This is a genomic window from Aestuarium sp. (genome assembly GCF_023253315.1).
Lineage (GTDB): Bacteria > Pseudomonadota > Alphaproteobacteria > Rhodobacterales > Rhodobacteraceae > Marivivens > Marivivens donghaensis.
In genome coordinates this window covers 32,754-49,329 of sequence record NZ_JALRGW010000017.1, presented here as the reverse complement: position 1 = coordinate 49,329, position 16,576 = coordinate 32,754, and the positions used below count along the sequence as shown (strand labels likewise).

Genomic DNA, 16,576 nt, shown 5'->3' with positions numbered 1-16,576 from the left:
ACCAATGGGTATTCTTGAAGTCAAAGGCGTCAACAAACGCTTCGGCGGGTTGCAGGCACTGGGTGATGTGAACCTGTCCGTTAAGGAAAACACGGTTCACGCCATCATCGGTCCGAACGGCGCTGGTAAATCGACCCTGCTCAACTGTCTGGTTGGCAAACTGATCCCCGACTCTGGTTCGGTCATGTTTGACGGCCAGTCGGTGCTGGGCCGCAAACCGCACGAGATCAACCAGATGGGCATTTCCCGCGTGTTCCAAACACCGGAAATCTTTAGCGACCTGTCGGTGATCGAAAACGTGATGATCCCCTGCTTTGCAAAGCGTGACGGGGCGTTCCGTATGCATGCCATCGAAACCGTCGAGTCCGAGAAGGACATCGTCGAGATGGCAGAGCAGATGCTCTTGGATGTGAACATGCAAGACAAACGCAACATGCATTCGGGCAGCCTATCGCGCGGTGACAAACGTCGTTTGGAAATGGCGATGTGTCTGGTGCAGAACCCGAAGCTCTTGCTGCTCGACGAACCGACCGCAGGGATGGCGCGTGCTGATACCAACAACACCATCGATCTTCTGAAAGAGATCAAGGCGAAGCGCGACATCACCATGGCGATCATCGAACATGACATGCACGTTGTGTTCTCGCTTGCGGAACGGATCACGGTTCTCGCTCAGGGCACGCCCCTGATCGAAGAAACGCCAGAAAACATCAAAGGCCACCCCAAAGTGCGTGAAGCGTACTTGGGCGAAGCACAGGTCTAAGGGGGCTGATCATGAACAAACCGTTCGACAAAAACGTCAACAACGCCGCCACCCATGCCAAATACCTCAGCGTATGGGACATTCAGGCCTACTACGGCGAAAGCTATATCGTGCAAGGCGTCAGCTTTGACATCCACGAGGGCGAAATCCTCGCGCTCTTGGGCCGTAACGGTGCGGGCAAAACATCGACCTTGCGGGCCATTGCACGCATGGACGATCCTGCGCTGAAACACGGTGAAATCTGGCTCGACCACCAGCCGCTGCACCTGATGAAATCGCATCAGGCTGCTGCTGCGGGTATCGGCCTCGTGCCCGAAGATCGTTGCATCATCCCCGGTCTGACGGTCGAAGAGAACCTGAAGCTCGCCCAGATCGCACCGCCAATCGGCTGGTCGCTGGAACGCATCTACGAACTGTTCCCGCGCCTCAAAGAGCGCCGCACCCAAGAGGGCATAACGCTTTCGGGCGGTGAACAGCAGATGCTCGCGATTGCGCGCGCCTTGGCCCGTGACATCAAAGTTCTGCTTCTCGACGAACCCTATGAGGGCCTCGCCCCTGTGATCGTCCAAGAGATCGCAAAGACGCTCAAAATCATCCGTGACCAAGGCATCACCACGATCATCGTGGAACAGAACGCTGTCGCCGCTCTGAAATTGGCGGATCGCGCGGTGATCCTCGATACGGGCACGGTGGTGTTTGATGGCTCGGCTCAAGAGGTCCTCGAAGACGAGGCCTTGCGGTCCAAGTATCTGGCGATCTGATACGTTATTGCGCAAACCTCAAAGGTTGCGACATTTTCTTGCAGGCCCGACCCGATGGTTGGGCCTGTTTGCCGTTTATTACCCCCGAAAGGCTACGCCTAACGCTTTCCAGCCTCTATTCATTGGCGTATAAGCCAGAACCAACCGCACTTTTTCAGGGCGGACGCAACGTAATGGCAAGGGCCGAGAAAAGATGAGCAAAGAACGCAGCCACGACGGCGATGTGGATTTTATCCGCGCATTGGCAGAACTCCTCCGCGAAAATGACCTCACCGAATTGGAAGTCGTCCGCGAATATGGCGACAACGACAGCCTGAACGTTCGGGTAAGCCGTCAGCAGCAAATCGTTCAGACGATGGCAATGCCTGCTGCGCCTGCTGCTGCCGCTGCACCTGCTGCTGCACCCGCCGCTGCTGCGCCTGTTGCTGCCGCCAATGACGATCCTGCATCGCACCCGGGCACTGTGACTTCGCCGATGGTTGGTACCGCTTACCTCGCTGCTGAACCTGGTGCTGCACCCTTCGTCACCGTCGGTCAGACCGTGAACGAAGGCGACACACTTCTGATCATCGAAGCGATGAAAACAATGAACCAGATCCCGTCGCCAAAATCCGGCAAGATCAAGACGATCATTGTTGCTGACGGTTCGCCGGTCGATTTCGGTGCTCCGCTCGTTATTATCGAATAAGGCTGCGCCCCATGTTCGATAAAATCCTCATTGCGAACCGTGGCGAGATTGCCCTTCGGGTCGTGCGCGCCTGCCGCGAGATGGGTATCAAGTCGGTTGCGGTCCACTCGACCGCTGACGCCGATGCGATGCACGTCCGTATGGCAGACGAGGCGATCTGTATTGGACCGCCCTCTTCCACCGCATCCTACCTGAACTTCCCCGCGATCATCTCCGCTTGTGAAATCTCGGGCGCTCAGGCGATCCACCCAGGCTATGGCTTCCTCTCGGAAAACGCGGCCTTTGTTCAGATCGTCGAAGATCACGGCCTGACCTTTATCGGTCCCTCGGCGGAACACATCCGCATGATGGGCGATAAGATCACCGCAAAAGAAACCGCTGAAAAGCTGGGCATCCCAGTTGTTCCGGGCTCTGCCGGTGGCGTGCCTGACATCGCTGCTGCGAAAAAAGCGGCGGCTGACATGGGCTACCCTGTCATCATCAAAGCGACCGCTGGTGGCGGTGGCCGCGGGATGAAAGTGGCAAAGGACGAGAAAGAGCTAGAAACCGCCTTCTCGACCGCACGTTCTGAAGCGAAAGCCGCATTTGGCAACGCCGAAGTCTACATGGAAAAATACCTCCAGAAGCCGCGCCACATTGAGGTGCAGGTCTTTGGCGACGGCATGGGCGGTGGCGTTCACCTTGGTGAGCGTGATTGTTCGCTCCAGCGTCGTCACCAGAAGGTCTTTGAAGAGGCCCCTGGCCCTTGCATCACCGCAGAAGAACGCGCCCGTATCGGTGGCATCTGTGCTGAGGCAATCGGCAAAATGGGCTATTCGGGCGCTGGCACGATTGAATTCCTCTATGAGGACGGAGAGTTCTATTTCATCGAAATGAACACCCGCCTTCAGGTGGAGCACCCCGTGACCGAAGGCATCTTTGGCGTCGACCTCGTGCGTGAACAGATCCGCGTTGCTGCAAAGCAAGGCCTGTCGTTCACCCAAGACGACCTCAAAATCAACGGCCACGCGATTGAGGTTCGGATCAACGCTGAAAAGCTTCCGAACTTTAGCCCCTGCCCCGGTAAGATCACGCAGTATCACGCACCGGGTGGTCTGGGCGTTCGGATGGATTCCGCGCTCTATGACGGCTATTCGATCCCGCCCTATTACGACAGCTTGATCGGCAAACTGATCGTGCATGGTCGCGACCGTCCCGAAGCCTTGGCCCGTCTGAACCGTGCCTTGGGCGAACTGATCGTTGATGGCGTCGATACCACCATCCCGCTGTTCCACGCACTCCTTGCGGAACCGGATGTGCAGTCAGGGAATTACAACATCCACTGGCTGGAAAAATGGCTCGAAGCCAACACCTGATTTAAAAGGGCGCGCTACCACAGCGCGCCCTTTTTCTATGCCGCAACTGTGCCTATGGTGCGCATTATGCGTGACGAAGCCCCTGCCCTGACACCCGAACTCTTGCTCAACGCCTATGCGTCGGGCGTGTTCCCCATGTCAGAGTCCCGCGATGATCCAGAGGTGTTCTGGGTCGATCCACGCTTTCGCGGCATCATCCCGATCGACGGTTTCCACATCTCGCGCAGCCTCGCCAAACGGATGCTGCGGGGCGGGTTCACGGTCAGCTTTGACACAGCGTTTGAACAGGTCGTAGAGGGCTGCGCCGACCGCGATGAGACATGGATCAGCGATACCATCTTTGCGCTCTACACCGCGCTCTATGAGGCTGGCTTTGCCCATTCGGTCGAGGTCTGGGAAGGTGACACCCTGATCGGTGGCAGCTACGGCGTGGCCTTGGGTGGCGCCTATTTCGGTGAGAGCATGTTTTCGCGCCGCACCGATGCATCCAAGATCGCGCTGGCATGGCTGATCGACCGACTGCGACTCGACGGGTTCACCCTGTTCGACACGCAATTCCTGACGCCGCATTTGGCATCCTTGGGCGGGATCGAAATCCCACGTGGTGAATACCGGAAACGGTTGAAAGCGGCACTGGCCGAGCCCGCAAAGTTCAATGCTGAAGCCCCGATAGAGCCTGCTTATTCAGTGATACAGCGCAGCACCCAAACGTCGTAGCGCGGGTGGTCCATCGCATTGAGCGCGGGGGCCGAGGCAATCATCCAGCCCGAAAAGACGGGCGTCGCGTTGTCGCGATACATCACGGTCACTTCGGCATAGGCGTCGCCCGACGGGTTGTCGGTGGGATAGCGACATTCGCCCAATGTTACTGTGAGGTGGCCCAAGGTTGTCGCTTCGCCAGAGGCCAGAACCAGATCGCTCACCACGCCTGTGATTTTGTCCAAGACGCGCAATTCGCCTTTCGGCGCAACGCTGACTTCTTGGGCCGCAACGGGCGCCGCACAGAGCGCGAGGGCAAACACCAGCGCGCGCATCAGTTCGTGCTTCCGCTATCGCCAGAGCCAGAAACGAACTTCAGCAAGAGGTTCATCAGGCTGACCGAGCCTTGGGTGTCGAGGATTTCTTCGCCCGGCTGGTAGTTGTCGAACGACGCACCCGGCAGAATCTCAACGAAGTTACCGCCAAGCAGACCCTCGGACGCAATCACAGCCGTGCTGTCATTCGGAACAGGCACGCCATCGCGCATCGACAGAACGGTCGTGGCGCGGAACAATTCGGTGTCGAGCTTGATATCGCTGACGGTGCCGACCTTCACGCCAACCATGCGCACATCTGTGCCAACGCTAACGCCCTCAATCGAACGGAAACTGGCGTTCAGCGCGTAATCCGATCCACCCGACGCGAAATCAGTGAACTTGGACGCATAGCCCAAAAAGCCGACCGCCACGGCAAGAACCGCGGCGCCGACAAGTGTTTCTGTGGTGTGATTAGCCATGAGGCGAGCTCCTTATTCGGGCTGCCATGCCTCGTAATCGGCACGCTCTGCCGGCTGTGCGCGGCGGATCGAACCAGCCGGAGCGTAGGCCATCGCGGTGCCTGTCAGGTTTTCCTGATGCGGCTTTTCCCACGGCTTGTGGTTCAACGGAACCTCGCTCGGCGGGGTGTCGAATGTGCGGTGTAGCCAGCCGTGCCAGTCAGGATCGATGCGCGAGGCTTCGATCTCTCCATTGAAGATCACCCAACGGCGGGAATCATCACGGGTCTTGTAGAAAATATTTCCCTGCGAATCTTCGCCAACTTTGACGCCTTTGCGCCAAGTAAACAGTTGGGTGCCAATGGTTTGTCCGTCCCACCAAGTCAGCAGGCGTTTGATGATGTTCAGAAGGCCCATGGACCGCTCCCTTAAATCGACACTTGGGTTATGTCGCAACGGGCACCAAAGGTCCAGTGCCCGCCGCGCCGCAAAGGGGATTTTAGCCTGCGAGTGCAGTCACTTCGATCTCGATCCGGTATTTCGGGTCGATCAGGTTGCATTCGACCATGGTCGCTGCGGGTGGGTTTGCGCCGAATACCTCGCGCAGGGTCGGCCAGCAGGGTTCGAACTCTGCCGCGTCGGGGAGGTAGTAGGTCACGCGAACGGTCTTGGTCAGATCGCTGCCAGCTTCTTTGAGAGCGTTCGAAATGGTGGTCAGCGCGGCCTTGCACTGTTCAACCACATCATCGCCCTGCCCAACGGTGCCAGCAACGTGGACAAACCCACCAGCCACAACAGCGCGGCAGTAGCCGATTTTTTCCTCAAACGGGCTACCCGTGAAAATGCGTTTCATCGTCATTTGGATGATCCTTTATTGGCGTTGCCGTTGCGTTAGAACCAAACGCAGGGCGTTTCAATATGGATTGTGAGCAACGAAAAAGGCCGCCCAATTTGGACGGCCTTATTTCAGAATATCGTTGCCTTAGCTAGCGCTGGCTTTTTCGCTCTTTGCGTCATCTTCAAAGATCATCAGCGGTTTGGCATCAGGGCCAACTGCCTCTTCGTTGACGACGACTTCGGTGACGTTTTCCATGCCCGGCAGGTCGAACATCGTGTCGAGCAGGATGTCTTCCATGATCGAACGCAGACCACGTGCGCCTGTCTTGCGATCGATGGCCTTTTTCGCGATGGCGCGCAGGGCATCATCGGTAAAGGTCAGGTCAACGCCCTCAATCTCGAACAGCTTCTGGTATTGTTTGACCAGAGCGTTCTTTGGTTGAGTCAGGATGATGATCAGCGCGTCCTCGTCCAGATCGGTGAGGGTTGCGATCACGGGCAGACGGCCCACGAATTCAGGGATCAGGCCGAATTTCAGCAGATCTTCGGGTTCGAGTTCTTTGAAGATCTCGCCAACGCCACGGTCGTCGTTCTCTTTGACAGCAGCACCAAAGCCGATGCCAGAACCCTTACCGCGCTGCGCGATAATCTTATCAAGGCCCGCGAAGGCACCACCACAGATGAACAGAATGTTCGTGGTGTCGACTTGCAGGAATTCCTGTTGCGGATGCTTACGGCCACCCTGCGGCGGAACTGACGCAACGGTGCCTTCCATGATCTTCAGCAGAGCCTGCTGCACGCCCTCGCCCGATACGTCACGGGTGATGGACGGGTTGTCAGACTTGCGGGTGATCTTATCGACCTCGTCGATATAAACGATGCCGCGCTGTGCCCGCTCAACGTTGTATTCCGACGCCTGAAGCAGTTTCAGGATGATGTTCTCAACGTCCTCACCCACATAACCCGCTTCGGTCAGGGTGGTGGCGTCCGCCATGGTGAACGGCACATCAAGGATACGCGCCAGCGTTTGGGCAAGCAGTGTTTTACCGCAACCCGTCGGGCCGATCAGCATGATGTTCGATTTCGCCAGTTCGATCTCACCAGCTTTGCCAGAGTGATGCAGGCGTTTGTAGTGGTTATGCACCGCAACCGAGAGCACGCGCTTTGCGTGTTCCTGACCGATCACATAGTCGTCCAGAACCTTGCAGATATCGCGCGGTGTGGGCACGCCTTCGGTGGTTTTGAGGCCCGACGACTTTGTCTCTTCGCGGATGATATCCATGCAGAGTTCGACGCATTCATCACAAATGAACACGGTCGGTCCTGCGATCAGCTTGCGCACCTCATGCTGACTCTTACCGCAGAAGCTGCAGTAGAGGGTGTTTTTGCTGTCGCTGCCTGTCGTATTCGCCATACTGGTTCCCCTGGGCGTCTGTCGTCGTTGTAAACGGTCCGGTGCCTTTGAAGTCCGAGACTATGGCAGGCCGGACCGGTCCACAACGCCAAAAAGTAATAACAAAGGGCGGATTATTCCGCCGCTTCGCCGCGGTTCTGCAGGATCTCGTCGATGTGACCCCAGTCTTTTGCTTCTTGCGGCGACATAAAGTTGTCGCGCTCCAGCGCCTTCTCAACAACCTCAAGCGGCTGTCCAGTGTGGTGGACGTAGAGTTGATACAGCTGGTTGCGGATTTTCTGGGTTTCTTGGGCGTGGATCATGATGTCCGTTGCCTGACCCTGATAACCGCCAGAAGGCTGGTGCACCATGATACGTGCGTTTGGCAGGGCAAAGCGCATACCTTTTTCGCCCGCCATCGACAGGACCGACCCCATCGACGCAGCCTGACCCACGACGAGGGTCGAAACCTTCGGACGGATGTACTGCATGGTGTCGTAGATCGACAGACCAGCGGTCACAACACCACCGGGGCTGTTGATATACATGCTGATTTCTTTTTTCGGGTTTTCCGATTCAAGGAACAGAAGCTGCGCAACGATCAGCTGCGCCATGCCGTCATGCACCGGACCGTTCACGAAAATGATGCGTTCCTTCAGGAGGCGCGAGAAAATATCGTAAGCGCGTTCGCCACGCGCGGTTTGTTCGACAACCATGGGCACAAGGTTGGCATAGGTCTCGATCGGGTCTCTCATCATCACTGCCTCGAATTGGGGACGCGCACGTCGATAACACGGGTTTTCCAAACAGAGTCTTAGTGGTCAGTTAGGGGGGCTTCAAGCCCAGCTGCCCGCTTTGCTCACTTTGGTCCTGCTTCCTATGGTGGGAAAAGATCAATGAAACACAAATACAGGGGCCAAAGGGCCCCTGCTGTTGTCAAAAAATGTCGTGATGGGTTTGCGGACCTAGCGTTCGCGCAGTGCCTCTGACCCGCGATAAAGCGGTTTCGTGAGATATTGTAGCACGGTTTTCCCACCAGTGTGCAATTCGACCGTCGCCTGCATGCCGGGACGAATCTCAATCTCGCGTTGGCGATCGGTCAAATCAGAGAGATCGACACGCAACGTCACCTTGTAGTGCGGCGGAATATCGGGACGACGGTCGTCCTTGAACGTGTCCGCCGAAATAAAATCGACCGTCGCGTTCAGGGTGCCGTAGATCGTGTAATCATAGGCCGAGAGTTTGATATTCGCATCTTGCCCTGTGCGGACGTTCGCAATGTCCTCGGGTTTGACATGGGCCTCAACGAACAACTCGTCGTCCAATGGGATGATCTGGAAAATCTCTTCCCCCGGACGGACAACGCCGCCAATGGTCGTGACGGCAAGGTTGTTCACCACACCACGCATCGGCGCGACGATGACCGTGCGGTTCAGCTGGTCCTGCGCCATGCGCAACTCTTGGGTCAGGGTGCCGATGATTTGCAGCACTTCTGAGTATTCATTCGCCCTTTCTAGCTCGGCTCCCGTCACAATGTCATTGTAGCGGTTCTGGGCATCCGAATGGGCTTTACGGGCGTTCGTCACTTCGAACAGCGCGACGATCTCGCGGCGATACATATCCTCCATCGAAGCCAATTCGCGCTCTGTCTCACGCAAGACCGCCTGCGCCCCGCTGATACGGCTCTGATAGTCCGCCTGACGCGCCTGCAGAAGCGCGCGTTCAGACGCAACGGTCGTCGGGCTGTGCTGTGCGAAAATCGGTGCCACCTCGAAATCGGTTTGGCCTGCCATCTCTGCCTCTAGGCGGGTACGGCGGATACTTGCGGCCACGAGTTGATCGGCAAGGTCATCCACAGCCGCCTGAAACTGCGTCCCTCGCAGCCGCGCGAGCACCTGACCCGGTTCAACAACGGAGCCTTCGCTGACCAAAAGCTCAGCGAGGATACCGCCTTCGAGGTTCTGAACGATCTGCGGACGGGCAGCGGAAATGATCTGACCATCGGCCCGAACGATTTCATCAACCCACGCAAACTTTGCCCAGATCAGGAACACCAGAACGGTCGCCACAACAAGCCAGATGATACGGCTAGAGGAACCGAGACCTTTTTCGAATTCTGCGTCTACCGTTGCCATTAGCCTGCTACCTTTTTGTTGCGCAGATGGGCCATGACTTCGTCACGCGGACCATCGACGGCCAAACGGCCATTTTGCAGAATAACGGTGCGCCCCGTCAGTTGCAGGATCGGCACGCGGTGCGTCGCGATGATCGCTGTGCGCTGACCCAGCCAATGGTCGAGACGAGACACCAGTGTCGCCTCAAGCGTTTGGTCGAGCGCTGCGGTCGGTTCATCCAGCAAACAGACCTTGGGATCCTGAAGCCACAACCGCGCCCAGCCAATCGACTGACGCTGACCAACGGACAAGCCCTGCCCCGCGTCCGAAATCGGCATATCGAGGCCTTTGGGATGCGAACGCACAAACGGACCAAGCCCCGCGAAATCGAGCGATTTCAGCAAACGTTCGTCATCGCGTTCGAGCATCGTCATATTGAGGTTGTCGCGCAGGGTGCCTGCGAACAGACGCACCTCTTGACCGAGGTAGCCAACATTCCGACGCAGGTCGCGCGGCATGATCTGGCCCATATCAACACCGTCGAGCATCACGCGACCACCCGTTGGCGGATAGAGACCCGACAGGATTTTGAGCAGCGTGGATTTCCCCGACCCGTTCGCACCGAGGATCGCAACCCGTTGTCCTGCTTCGATTTTAAGCGACGAAATATCAACCACGCGGTCGCTGTCTTCGTCGTATTTGAACATCAGATCGCGCAGTTCGAACGCACCATCGACGGTATCGCGGCGCAGGTAGCTGCGGGTTTCATCCATGTCTTGCGGTGCGTCAGCGACCTTGTCCAAGGCATCCAGTGCGGCCTTCACATTCGACCAGCGTGCCATTGTCGCCGCCAATTGCGTCAACGGGCCGAGCGTGCGGGAGGTCAGAATACCCACGGCGATAATCGTGCCGACGGTATATTCGCCCGAGAACACCATGAACGTGCCCGTCACAACTGCCGCAACATAGGTCGCCTGCTGGACGCCTTGGCTCCAGAAGGTGAGGGTCGAGGCCAGTTTGCGCTGTTCTGATGTGGCCAGAGAGTTCAGCGCCGACAATTCCGTCCACTGACGGCGGAACCGATCCTCGCCACGGGTGGCTTTGATCGTGTCGGATTCATAGACGATTTCGTGCAGAAGGCGGTTTGCCTTTGTGCTCGCCCCTTGGGTCTGGCGGGTCAGCGCGATCATCTTGCGCTGCAAGACAAAGCTCGGCGCGACCATGAGGACACCGCCCGCAAAGAGCACCCAAACCACGTTACCGCCGATCGACGCCACAAGCGCGAGGAACAGCACGATAAACGGCAAATCGGTCAGCGTGCCGATGGTCGAGGCGGTAAAGAATTCACGGATCGACCCAAATTCACGCACAGCGGAAAACGTCTGCGATGGGGAATTCGCGGCACCCGCTTTCATGCCCAGCACCTTATCAACGAGGAGCTGTTGCACTTTCATTTCGATCTGACGCCCTGCCCCGTCCATCAGACGGGCACGCGCGATACGTAAGAACGCTTCCAAGATCATCGCGAGGCCAGCGCCAATCGCCAGAACCCAAAGGGTCGCGGTGGATTGGTGCGGGATCACGCGGTCATAGACCTGCAAGGAAAACAGCGCGATCGCCACGGCCAAGAGGTTCGCAACGAACGACCCTACGGCCACTTCGGCCACGTGCCGGCGGAAGCGTTTCAATTCGCCCCAGAACCAGTGGGCCTTTTTGTCTTTCTCCGCATGGCGACGGGTCAGTTCACTCACCGCAACATCGGCACGCACAATCGTGCCTGTGAAAACGGGCATGAAATCAGACAGAGGCACCTCTGCGCGGTTTCCGTCGCAGGTGGTGTCATAGATAAAGAACGTGTTGCCCTGCTGTTCGAGCACGAGAACCATCTGGCCCGAGGTCATCTCGGCCAGCGCGGGCCAGAGCGTATTAACGGGCGTTGCGATCTTTTTGACCTTCGCCACCAGACCAGAATCCGACAGCGCACCTGCGATCCCAGCCGAAGTGATCGCATCGCCATCAGCGGAGACGATTTTTTCCAGAAGGTCCGCGCGGATCACATCGACGCCCAAAAGCCCCGCGTAGGTCGCGGCCAGATCGGCGCGAGCGCGAGCTTTGGGGGTAAAGCGGTCTTCGTAATGGGGTTCAGGCGCGGCAGCGGGTTGCTCTGCCTGCGTTTTGTCGGCCGTGGTTAGGCGGGTCACCTTACCGCCACGGGTGGCATTGATATCAAAGGCCAATACTGGGCCGGTCATATCCGTTCTCCGTCAACAAGAGTGCCGTGGATCGCTGCAATTCGAAGTTCCACTTTGGCAATGTCATATTGAATGACCACGGCGGCACGTTCTGTGCGCACCTTGGTCTCGAAGACGCCCACCACGTCATTCACGGTTCGCTGCCCTTCGCGAAGTTGGGCGGCGAAAATGTCATAGTTTGCAGCCGCTTGGGCCGCGAGAGTTTGTGCCTGCGCCATTTGACGTTGCAGGCTGCCCAGCTCGGCTTCCAATGCGCGCAGATCGCGGTTGGTATCCTCGCGGGTTTGACCGACACGCGCACGCGCGGCGGCTTCTTGGGCTTCGACGGCACGCATTGCTGCGCCATTGCCGAAGCCAAGGCCATTGGGAATGCCCACCCCAATGCCGAAATCTGATCCGTTGCTATTCACGGTGCCCGTTGCCGTCACACCCGGCAGGAACCCTGCGCGTTCAGCGCGTGCTGCGGCGATGCCGCGCTGCGCCTCTGCCTCGGCCTTGAGCACGCTCAAGGGCAACGCATTCGCGGCAGACGATTGGATCGCGGTCAGGCCATGCACGGTGTCCAGCGGACGGGCCGCCATCGCGTTCAACTCTGCCATCGCGGCCAAGGATGCCTCTTGGTCAGACAAGAGGTCCGACCTCATCTGTGCGAGCTTTTGTTCCACGATCTGCAGGTCTGCGCGGTTCGACACGCCACCCCGCACTCGTTCGCTCATCACATAGGCGAAATGGTTCATCCGCTCCAAAGCGGCAGCGTTCACGCCCGCGCGGGCCTGCATCGCCTCTGCGGTGATGTAGAGTTCGAGGGCATCCAGAACGCGACGGTTGGTATCTTGGGCCAAGGCAACGGCGGCCACCTCAACATCGGCGGCAGCGTAGTCGCGTTCCGCCTTACGGCGCCCGTTGTCAAAAAGGGTCTGTTCCACGACGAGGCTCGCCACCACGGACCCCAGCGAGGTCAGGCTCACATTCGGGCCGAGTGACGGGAGCCAATTCGACGATGCGGCCTCTGCCCGCAGACGTGCGGCCCGCAGATCGGCCTCAGCCGCGCGAGAGTTTGCGTCGAGGACAGCACTCGCCACTTCGGCGTAAGGACCATCTGGCAAAATGGAACGGCGGTTCAGGAGGCCTGCGATAATCTCGGATTCCGTGCCGTTTTCCATTTGCGGGCTCAGCACGGATTGCGGTTGGGTATCTTCGGCTGGCGAGAGGAAATTAAACGCATTGCGTGTAACGCCAATACCGCCCTCACCCGACCCCATGCATCCCGACAGGGCAGAGCCGAGCGCGAGCGCACCCAAAGCTTTGCCTATCGACCGCATGTTACCCACAACTACCTCAATTCTTCTGTCTTAACCTCATGGATCGGGCCACCCGTGGGGCAGCCCGTATCGGGATTAGATGATGACGTTGACGCCATCCTCGATGTAGAGCGTGTGGTTGCCGCCCAGCGTGTAGACGTGGAAGTCCGTGCCATCGACCGTCTCAACACCGCCTGCAACCGCGCCATTGATTGTGACCGTGTCGTCGGAACCGCCATGAATGGTCAATTCGTTCGAGCCTTTGGTCAGGTCTTCAATGTCGGATGCGGTCAGGGTCAGATCGCCATCTTCTGCAAAGCTGAGGTCAATCGCGCCAAAGTCGAAGTTATCGAGCAGCGGGTTCGCGATATCGACAACACCGCTGGATGCCTCATCGAGAACAACCAAGGTCGATGTTTCGTTACCAGCGTCATCCGTTGCAGACACAACGAGGTTCGTTTCATCCGCAATCGGCGTATCGAAATCGAGCCAGCCCGACATCGTCTGCGACGGCGTGAAGGTCAGCGGAGCCGCATGTTGACCGTCGGTCACATCGTAAAGTTCGATGTTCGCTGCATCGTCCGACACGATGATCGCCTCGATGCCTTGGCCGCTGACGATCTTGTGGTTCACGGTCGCGGCATCTGGACCGATGGTGTCGATTTCAACCACTTGAGTGGTTTCGCGGACGTTGCCAACCGCGTCGGTCGCCTTGATCGTGACATCCGCCGCATAGTCGCCCGAGCGGATTTCGTCTGCGTCAAAGGTCACTTCCCACGAACCGTCACGGCCTACGTTGGCCACACGGGTCATGCCGTCAAAGGTGACAAGAACCGTCGAACCCACCTCAACCGTGCCCGTCAGGGTGATCCCATCCTGAAGCTCGTAAGCGTTGGCAACGTTGTCGGTTTCGGTCGCATCGGCGGTCAGCGTATTCACAATGGTATCAACGCGCACGGTGTCCGAGATGGTGCTGACGTTGCCCGCAGGGTCGGTCGCACGGGCCACGATTGGCGCGGTGTATTCGCCGCTCGGAATTTCGCCAGCGGTGAACTCGACGTTCCACTGACCGTCAGACCCCGCATAAACGGTTTTCGTCACAGCGCTGCTGCCCGATCCAAAGGTCACGACGACCTTGGATAGAGGCTCTACCGTGCCGTTGACGTTGAACCCGTCAGAGGCTTCGTCGCCGCTGATCATGTCGTCGCCTTCGAACTGGATCGCAGCGAAGGCGTGGTTCACGACCTGAGTGTCGATATGGACAGTGTCCGATACGGTTTTGGAGTTGCCAGCCGCATCAGTGATCGACGCAGTGATATCGGCGTCATAGGTGCCTGTCGGGATTTCGGACGCAAGGAACTTGGACGACCATGTGCCTGCCGAATTGGCGACAACAGTGTGCGTTGCGCTGCCAAAGGTGACAGTGACCGGCAGTCCAGGTGTCGCGGTACCTGTGATGACAACACCGTCAGCCACTTCGACCGCATTCACAACGTCGTCGATTTCAATCGGCGCCGAGGACAGCGTCAGATCGCCAGCCACGGTATCAACGCGAACGCTTTGCGAGATTTGGCTGGTGTTGCCCGCCGCGTCAGTCGCAGTGATCACGAGTGCGGTATTGTATTCGCCTACAGCCAGCGTTCCCGCAGGATAGGTCACAGTCCAGCTGCCGTTTGCCGCAACGGTCGCAGGCAGAGTCACACCACCGAGGCTCACCGAAACGGTAGAGCCCGCTTCGACCATGCCGCTCGCGGTGATCGCTTGGCCTTGTTCAGAGAGGTTAACCACACCGTCGCCGCCCACTTGACCGTTCGTATGGGTCAATGTGTTGACGAAGGGGTCGAACGTCACGGAACCCGTGGTGGTTTCCACGTTGCCCGACCCATCCGTTGCAACGGCTTTCACCGTGAGGGTCGTCTCGATAGTCGGAAGCTCGGTGGCGATCCACGATGCGGACCATGATCCGTCGTTGCCCGCAGTCACGGTGCGGGTAAAGCCATTGAGCGTTACGGCGACAGAGGACCCAGCCTCTGCCGTACCAGTGAGCGTGATGCCGTCTGAGGCTTCTGCTCCGTTTGCAATCCCGTCGCCCTCAACTGCGCCAGAATTGATCGCGAGTCCCATCTCTGTATCGACATGGAACGAACCTGTGGTGGTTGCGGTGTTGCCCGCAAGATCGGTCGCAACAGCGGTAACCGTTGCGTCATAGGTGCCCTCGGGCAGATCGGTGGACGAGAACGTCGCCGACCACGAACCATCTTCGCCAGCCACGACCGTGTGGGTGACAGTGCCGATGGTTACGGCCACGCTTGCGTTGGCCTGTGCCATGCCAGTGACGGACACACCCGCCGCATGTTCGGATGCGTTCACCGTTCCATCGCCGCCGATGAGCGAGGTCGACATAGAGACTGACGTCTCAGTGTCGATCGCGACAGAGCCGCTGATGTCAGAAGTGTTGCCATAGGCGTCGGTCACCGAAACGGTCACGTCGAGGTTATATTCGCCCGTCTCAACCGCACCATCAGGCAATGTCAGGGACCATGTGCCGCCCGTTACAGTCGCCTCGTAGGCCATTCCGCCCACGGTCACCATGACGGTCGAACCCGTTTCAACAGTGCCCGAAAGCGTCACGCCGCCAGCGAGTTCTTGAGCGTTGATCAACAGATCGCCGCCGTTCGCACCTTCGTTCAAGGTTACTGTCGCGACGGTATCAACGACGATTTCAGCTGTGGTGGTCGATGTTTCTCCGCCGCTGGTGATCGTGACGGTCGCAGTTTCGGTATATTCGCCGCCTGGCAGATCACCAGGTTGGAACACAACTTCCCATGTGCCGTCTTCGCCAACGGTGGTGGTTTCGGTCACGCCACCTACGGTCACGGTCACTTCACCACCTGGGGTGCCTGTGCCGCCCAGTTCGATGCCGTTGTCATAATCGTTGCTGTTCACGACGGTATCTTCGGCTGCAGCGCCCGTTTGCGCAGTCACATAGACACCCGAGCCACCGCCCGAACCGCCGCCCGTCAGACCCGTGACAATCGCCGCGCCACCGATAGCCGCAGCGCCGACACCCGCGCCCGCACCAATACCACCAATCCCAGCCAAAAGCGGGGCAGCGAGCATGCCAACCTGATCGTCCTCAACAGGATAGACTTCGTTATATCCAGCGAGCTGAACCTCGGAGCCACGGAGGAAATAGAGATCGTCGTCAGGGCTCCATTTTCCAAAGGCTTCCGCCTCGGAGTAGTTCGCGTAGTAGAAACCATCGCTCACTTCGGCCAGTTCGACCTGTGCCAGAACACCGCCAGATGACAGGTAGAGGTCGTTTTCGGGGATACCTTCGGGGGTAAAGAACCCTTCGATCATGATCACACGACCATCGATCAAAACAACCTGAAGCGCCTGCCCCTGCCGAGAATACGACTGAACCTGCGCCCTCGAAAGGTTAAGGGAAATATCTTCATCTACGGAAACGATGATCGAAGCGGCTGCGCCATCACCTGCAACATTTCCGTGCTCAATTTGGCCCGCGGAATCGCGGACTACGAACTCAATCGCCGACATAAAATACTACTCCGCCTCGGATTTCCGGCTCACGTTAGATGGAGTCCGGTTATTCTTTTGATATGAAGCTATCCGAA

Annotated in this window: 15 protein-coding genes; 5 read left to right on the top strand and 10 right to left on the bottom strand. The window is 58.2% G+C overall.

Going from position 1 to position 16,576, the window contains the following annotated elements; genetic code table 11:
• The first annotated feature begins 4 nt into the window (after positions 1–4).
• From AC1QQ2_RS09875 to aat, 5 genes are all read left to right on the top strand, one after another.
• Entirely contained in the window at positions 5–763 is a 759-nt protein-coding gene (locus AC1QQ2_RS09875) for an ABC transporter ATP-binding protein (RefSeq protein ID WP_479712992.1), read from the top strand.
• Positions 764–774: 11 nt separating this feature from the next.
• On the top strand, positions 775–1,524 hold the full coding sequence (locus AC1QQ2_RS09870; RefSeq protein WP_067548220.1) for an ABC transporter ATP-binding protein: 750 nt from the start codon (positions 775–777) through the stop codon (positions 1,522–1,524).
• 193 nt (positions 1,525–1,717) lie between these two features.
• Positions 1,718–2,212, top strand: a complete 495-nt coding sequence (accB, locus tag AC1QQ2_RS09865; RefSeq protein WP_067548223.1) for an acetyl-CoA carboxylase biotin carboxyl carrier protein — start codon at positions 1,718–1,720, stop codon at positions 2,210–2,212.
• Positions 2,213–2,223: 11 nt separating this feature from the next.
• On the top strand, positions 2,224–3,567 hold the full coding sequence (gene accC, locus AC1QQ2_RS09860) for an acetyl-CoA carboxylase biotin carboxylase subunit (RefSeq protein ID WP_105235610.1): 1,344 nt from the start codon (positions 2,224–2,226) through the stop codon (positions 3,565–3,567).
• 66 nt (positions 3,568–3,633) lie between these two features.
• On the top strand, positions 3,634–4,284 hold the full coding sequence (gene aat / locus AC1QQ2_RS09855; protein WP_479712991.1) for a leucyl/phenylalanyl-tRNA--protein transferase: 651 nt from the start codon (positions 3,634–3,636) through the stop codon (positions 4,282–4,284).
• On the opposite strand, the gene AC1QQ2_RS09850 is transcribed toward aat, so the two are convergent.
• From AC1QQ2_RS09850 to AC1QQ2_RS09805, 10 genes are all read right to left on the bottom strand, one after another.
• Positions 4,248–4,601, bottom strand: coding sequence for a DUF2155 domain-containing protein (locus tag AC1QQ2_RS09850; protein WP_479712990.1), 354 nt, complete (start codon positions 4,599–4,601; stop codon positions 4,248–4,250). The two genes, aat and AC1QQ2_RS09850, sit on opposite strands and share 37 nt — an antisense overlap.
• A complete protein-coding gene (mlaD, locus tag AC1QQ2_RS09845; protein WP_105235613.1) occupies positions 4,601–5,062 on the bottom strand; it encodes an outer membrane lipid asymmetry maintenance protein MlaD in 462 nt (153 codons plus the stop codon). Before mlaD ends, AC1QQ2_RS09850 begins: the two co-directional genes overlap by 1 nt.
• Before the next feature lie 12 nt (positions 5,063–5,074).
• Positions 5,075–5,458, bottom strand: a complete 384-nt coding sequence (locus AC1QQ2_RS09840) for an NADH:ubiquinone oxidoreductase subunit NDUFA12 (protein WP_105235614.1) — start codon at positions 5,456–5,458, stop codon at positions 5,075–5,077.
• Between the two features lie 82 nt (positions 5,459–5,540).
• Positions 5,541–5,900: a RidA family protein gene (locus tag AC1QQ2_RS09835; RefSeq protein WP_249945770.1), complete on the bottom strand. Its 360-nt coding sequence runs from the start codon at positions 5,898–5,900 to the stop codon at positions 5,541–5,543.
• A 123-nt stretch (positions 5,901–6,023) separates the two neighbouring features.
• Positions 6,024–7,292 (bottom strand): ATP-dependent Clp protease ATP-binding subunit ClpX, encoded by a 1,269-nt coding sequence (gene clpX / locus AC1QQ2_RS09830; protein ID WP_479712989.1) that lies wholly within the window; start codon positions 7,290–7,292, stop codon positions 6,024–6,026.
• A 113-nt stretch (positions 7,293–7,405) separates the two neighbouring features.
• A complete protein-coding gene (locus AC1QQ2_RS09825) occupies positions 7,406–8,026 on the bottom strand; it encodes an ATP-dependent Clp protease proteolytic subunit (protein ID WP_067548249.1) in 621 nt (206 codons plus the stop codon).
• A 210-nt stretch (positions 8,027–8,236) separates the two neighbouring features.
• Positions 8,237–9,406 carry a beta-barrel domain-containing protein gene (locus tag AC1QQ2_RS09820; protein ID WP_438986971.1) on the bottom strand — a complete coding sequence of 390 codons (1,170 nt, stop codon included), beginning with the start codon at positions 9,404–9,406 and terminating at the stop codon, positions 8,237–8,239.
• Entirely contained in the window at positions 9,406–11,637 is a 2,232-nt protein-coding gene (locus tag AC1QQ2_RS09815; RefSeq protein ID WP_479712988.1) for an ATP-binding cassette domain-containing protein, read from the bottom strand. The genes AC1QQ2_RS09820 and AC1QQ2_RS09815 overlap by 1 nt, the downstream gene beginning before the upstream one ends.
• Positions 11,634–12,959: a TolC family protein gene (locus AC1QQ2_RS09810; RefSeq protein WP_479712987.1), complete on the bottom strand. Its 1,326-nt coding sequence runs from the start codon at positions 12,957–12,959 to the stop codon at positions 11,634–11,636. Before AC1QQ2_RS09810 ends, AC1QQ2_RS09815 begins: the two co-directional genes overlap by 4 nt.
• A 75-nt stretch (positions 12,960–13,034) precedes the next feature.
• Entirely contained in the window at positions 13,035–16,499 is a 3,465-nt protein-coding gene (locus AC1QQ2_RS09805) for an Ig-like domain-containing protein (RefSeq protein WP_479712986.1), read from the bottom strand.
• Positions 16,500–16,576 lie beyond the last annotated feature (77 nt).

What these genes read in the sequence shown, in the direction of transcription:
- AC1QQ2_RS09875 (WP_479712992.1), top strand. Translation starts at nt 5, where the DNA reads ATGGGTATTCTTGAAGTCAAAGGCGTCAACAAACGCTTCGGCGGGTTG.
- AC1QQ2_RS09870 (WP_067548220.1), top strand. Translation starts at nt 775, where the DNA reads ATGAACAAACCGTTCGACAAAAACGTCAACAACGCCGCCACCCATGCC.
- accB (WP_067548223.1), top strand. Translation starts at nt 1,718, where the DNA reads ATGAGCAAAGAACGCAGCCACGACGGCGATGTGGATTTTATCCGCGCA.
- accC (WP_105235610.1), top strand. Translation starts at nt 2,224, where the DNA reads ATGTTCGATAAAATCCTCATTGCGAACCGTGGCGAGATTGCCCTTCGG.
- aat (WP_479712991.1), top strand. Translation starts at nt 3,634, where the DNA reads ATGCGTGACGAAGCCCCTGCCCTGACACCCGAACTCTTGCTCAACGCC.
- AC1QQ2_RS09850 (WP_479712990.1), bottom strand. Translation starts at nt 4,601, where the DNA reads ATGCGCGCGCTGGTGTTTGCCCTCGCGCTCTGTGCGGCGCCCGTTGCG.
- mlaD (WP_105235613.1), bottom strand. Translation starts at nt 5,062, where the DNA reads ATGGCTAATCACACCACAGAAACACTTGTCGGCGCCGCGGTTCTTGCC.
- AC1QQ2_RS09840 (WP_105235614.1), bottom strand. Translation starts at nt 5,458, where the DNA reads ATGGGCCTTCTGAACATCATCAAACGCCTGCTGACTTGGTGGGACGGA.
- AC1QQ2_RS09835 (WP_249945770.1), bottom strand. Translation starts at nt 5,900, where the DNA reads ATGACGATGAAACGCATTTTCACGGGTAGCCCGTTTGAGGAAAAAATC.
- clpX (WP_479712989.1), bottom strand. Translation starts at nt 7,292, where the DNA reads ATGGCGAATACGACAGGCAGCGACAGCAAAAACACCCTCTACTGCAGC.
- AC1QQ2_RS09825 (WP_067548249.1), bottom strand. Translation starts at nt 8,026, where the DNA reads ATGAGAGACCCGATCGAGACCTATGCCAACCTTGTGCCCATGGTTGTC.
- AC1QQ2_RS09820 (WP_438986971.1), bottom strand. Translation starts at nt 9,406, where the DNA reads ATGGCAACGGTAGACGCAGAATTCGAAAAAGGTCTCGGTTCCTCTAGC.
- AC1QQ2_RS09815 (WP_479712988.1), bottom strand. Translation starts at nt 11,637, where the DNA reads ATGACCGGCCCAGTATTGGCCTTTGATATCAATGCCACCCGTGGCGGT.
- AC1QQ2_RS09810 (WP_479712987.1), bottom strand. Translation starts at nt 12,959, where the DNA reads ATGCGGTCGATAGGCAAAGCTTTGGGTGCGCTCGCGCTCGGCTCTGCC.
- AC1QQ2_RS09805 (WP_479712986.1), bottom strand. Translation starts at nt 16,499, where the DNA reads ATGTCGGCGATTGAGTTCGTAGTCCGCGATTCCGCGGGCCAAATTGAG.